The following is a 3,049-nucleotide window of genomic DNA, read 5'->3' as shown; positions in this document are numbered from 1 at the left end:
CTGAATGGGTTTGGGGTGAGAGCCACCCATTCTACGGCGGCAGCTGGCCCACCCCTTCCGGGTTCAGGCGTTGCAGTTATTCTGTGAATTCAGGTGCACAGGAACCCGGTGCGTTCGCTGATGAGCTGTCGGGCGTTCTGGCGGAGATATCCGAACGCGCGGGGGCATCACGTACGTCATTGGCGACCGAGTCGACCCAGGTGAGTGTCGATGAAGGGGCGCGGGTCTTTCAGGCCCATTTCAATTCGGCGGACTGGTCGGGTGATCTGGTGGCGCTGGAGGCCGATTTCGAGGCGCTTGAATTCGTAGAGGCCTGGTCGGCTGCGGATTTGCTGGATGCGCGGGTTGAGGCGAATGGCTTTGGGGATCGGAGCGTGTTTACCTTTGACCGCGATTCGGGCGAGGCGGTCTCGTTTGAGTGGGGTGAAATCCCGGATGCGGATCAGATCTTCGGGGATGAAGAGGCTGGCCTGGTCGACTATCTGGCAGGGGATGACTCGAACGAAATCGCCAACGGTGGCCCTTATCGCAATCGTGGTTCGGTGATGGGCGACATTGTGAATTCGGATCCCACTTACCAGGGACCCAACCTGAACATGGGTTACAGCAACCTGACAGGATACTCGGGCTTCCTGGAAGACAACGAAGACCGGGCGGAAGTCGTCTACGTCGGATCCAACGCCGGCATGCTGCATGCGTTCGATGCCGAAACGGGCGAAGAGCTGTTCGCCTACGTTCCGTCCATGCTGCTGGAGCATCTTCCCGATCTGGCGGACCCGGACTATCAGCACCGGTACTACGTGGACGGCAGCCAGCACATCACCCACGCTCAGGTGGACGGGGAATGGAAGACCATCCTGATCGGGACTCTCGGCGCAGGGGGGAAGGGGCTGTACGCACTGGATGTTACGGATCCGGAAACCTTTGGTCAGAACCCGGATGAGGACGTTCTCTGGGAGTTCAGTGCCGATGACTCGGAGCATCTGGGTTACACGATTGACGGTGAGCCAACTGTCGCGCAGACCGGCCCAGGTGAATGGAGCGTGCTCTTCGGGAACGGATATGACAGCGATAGTGGCGATGCGGTGCTGATGATCCTGGATCTCGAAGAGGGAACGGTGCGGGAGGCGATCGTAACCGAGTCCGGTGGTGACAATGGTCTGTCGCCGGTGGTGTTCCGCGCGGGTTCCGGGAATATCCTCGAGGCGGGATTTGCCGGTGATCTGAAAGGCAACATGTGGGCCTTCGAGGTAGAGCCGCCCGGCCAGCAGGACCCCTCGGCAGATCACTGGGACGTGACCTTCAAGCAGGGGAACACCCCGCGTCCGCTGTTCGAGGCGGAGCGGCCGATTACGGCCAAACCGGCGCTTGGCAGTTTCCCTGAAGGAGGCTCCATCGTGCTGTTCGGAACCGGGCAGTATTTCGCCGAGGGCGACAATGAAGTGTCCGGGGAAACGGAGGCCTTTTACGGTATCCGGATCCACGAGGATACGGATGCTCCGGTGGATGCGGATGATGATCTGCTGACACAGCAAATCGAGGGGTACGGCATGACCGGCGACGGGATTCGCTGGCGCGTGACCTCGGAGGAAACGCTCGACCCCGATGAGCACGAAGGCTGGAAGCTGGCGCTCGATGCCGCGGACGCCGAAGGGGAGCGGGTGGTTACCCAGCCGGTCCTGATCGATGGTCGGGTCGAATTTGTGACTCTGATCCCGTTCGATGATCCGTGTCGCGGTGGTGGAACTTCGTTCCTTTTTGCTCTGGATGCGGCCAGTGGGGGGCGGCCTGATGACCCGGTTTTCGACATCGGAGGCAGTTCCGGCAGCTTCGGCGAAGAGGATCTCGTCGATCACGATGGCGAAGAGGTCCCCCCGAGTGCCGTGGATCCGGGGGTCGGCATTGCCGGGCGCCCGACGGTGGTCCGCGATCCGGAGACCGGGCAGGTCTTCCGCCTCATTAGCGGGACGGAAGACGAGAAAATTGACGAAGCGCCGGGCGCCGCCGGGCTGGGACCGCGCAGTTGGATTCAGTTGCGCTGATCATGAGAGGTGGAGCAATGAAAACATTTGTCTGGATCTCAAGAAGTGCCCTGGTCGGGGTGCTGCTGGTCCTTATGCTGGCTTCCCCGGCGGCCGCCGATCTTGAGGGGGGCTACATGGGGCAGGTGACGGATGTGGATGTGGTCGAGCATGCCATCGAGATTGACGACCATTGGTTCCGCGTCCCCACGTCCGTGAGGCTTGCCACGGAGGATGGAGGTTCCACAAGTCTGGGCCGAGTGGAGGTGGGGCAGTGGATCGAGTATCGAGTTGGCGATGACGACCGGGCCGACAGGCCCTCTGTCCGTGGCGTCATTCTGTACAGCTCGCCACAGGAGTGATTTATGACACTGCTACGCAGAAACGAAGGTTTCACTCTGATCGAGCTGATGATCGTGATCGCGATTCTGGCGATCATCGTCTCCATTGGTTACCCGGCTTATTTGAACCACGTGGATAACTCGTGGCGGGCCAAGGCGACGGGGTGCCTTGCGGAGCTGGCACAGGCAATGGAGCGCGAACGCACCAGCACCATGAGCTATCCAGGATCGCTCCCGAACCGTGGCTGCCGCAGTGAGATCGAAGACGAAGGTCGTTACACCTTTGAGCGGGTTGATGCGCAATCGGATGACACTAGCTTTTTGATCCGAGCCAATGCGCAGGGTCGGCAGGCGAATGATGGTTGTGGCAACCTTTCGCTGGACCATACTGGAGACCGCGCCACGCAGAACGGCAGCGTATCCCAGTGCTGGTAACCGCAGACCGACGAGACTGATTGTCTCGTCGGTCCGGTCGATGTCTCACCCTCGCGGAACGGAGAGCTGCCCCTCGGCTCCGATTCACTCGCCCTCTGACGGGGCGCCGTGTAGTTCGGCGAGATGCCGCTCGTACAGTTCCCAGATCCGCGGGGCGATCGCCCCGCGTGATCCGGGGTAGGTGAGGCGGTCGGGGTCGAAATCGGTGAGGTATTCGATCTCGGTGCAGCGCAGTTCGCCGGCGATCACGTT

The 3,049-nt window shown here is 61.2% G+C and carries 3 protein-coding genes; all 3 read left to right on the top strand.

Translation table 11 applies throughout. The features are described 5' to 3' along the window. Positions 1–2,042: pilus assembly protein (locus tag G020_RS0114495; protein ID WP_231363101.1), on the top strand; the 2,042-nt coding region annotated here is incomplete at its 5' end. Between the two features lie 17 nt (positions 2,043–2,059). Further along, positions 2,060–2,383 (top strand): hypothetical protein, encoded by a 324-nt coding sequence (locus tag G020_RS0114490; protein WP_024330093.1) that lies wholly within the window; start codon positions 2,060–2,062, stop codon positions 2,381–2,383. 3 nt (positions 2,384–2,386) lie between these two features. Then, on the top strand, positions 2,387–2,797 hold the full coding sequence (locus G020_RS0114485) for a type IV pilin protein (RefSeq protein ID WP_024330092.1): 411 nt from the start codon (positions 2,387–2,389) through the stop codon (positions 2,795–2,797). The last annotated feature ends 252 nt before the right edge of the window (positions 2,798–3,049 follow it).

The organism is Thioalkalivibrio sp. ALR17-21 (assembly GCF_000420185.1).
GTDB classification, from domain to species: domain Bacteria; phylum Pseudomonadota; class Gammaproteobacteria; order Ectothiorhodospirales; family Ectothiorhodospiraceae; genus Thioalkalivibrio; species Thioalkalivibrio halophilus.
Note: the sequence above shows the minus strand (reverse complement) of the source record. Positions and strands in the feature narration are given on the sequence as shown.

Excerpts from the sequence above, each read along its gene's own strand:
- G020_RS0114485 (WP_024330092.1), top strand. The coding sequence starts at position 2,387 with ATGACACTGCTACGCAGAAACGAAGGTTTCACTCTGATCGAGCTGATG.
- G020_RS0114490 (WP_024330093.1), top strand. The coding sequence starts at position 2,060 with ATGAAAACATTTGTCTGGATCTCAAGAAGTGCCCTGGTCGGGGTGCTG.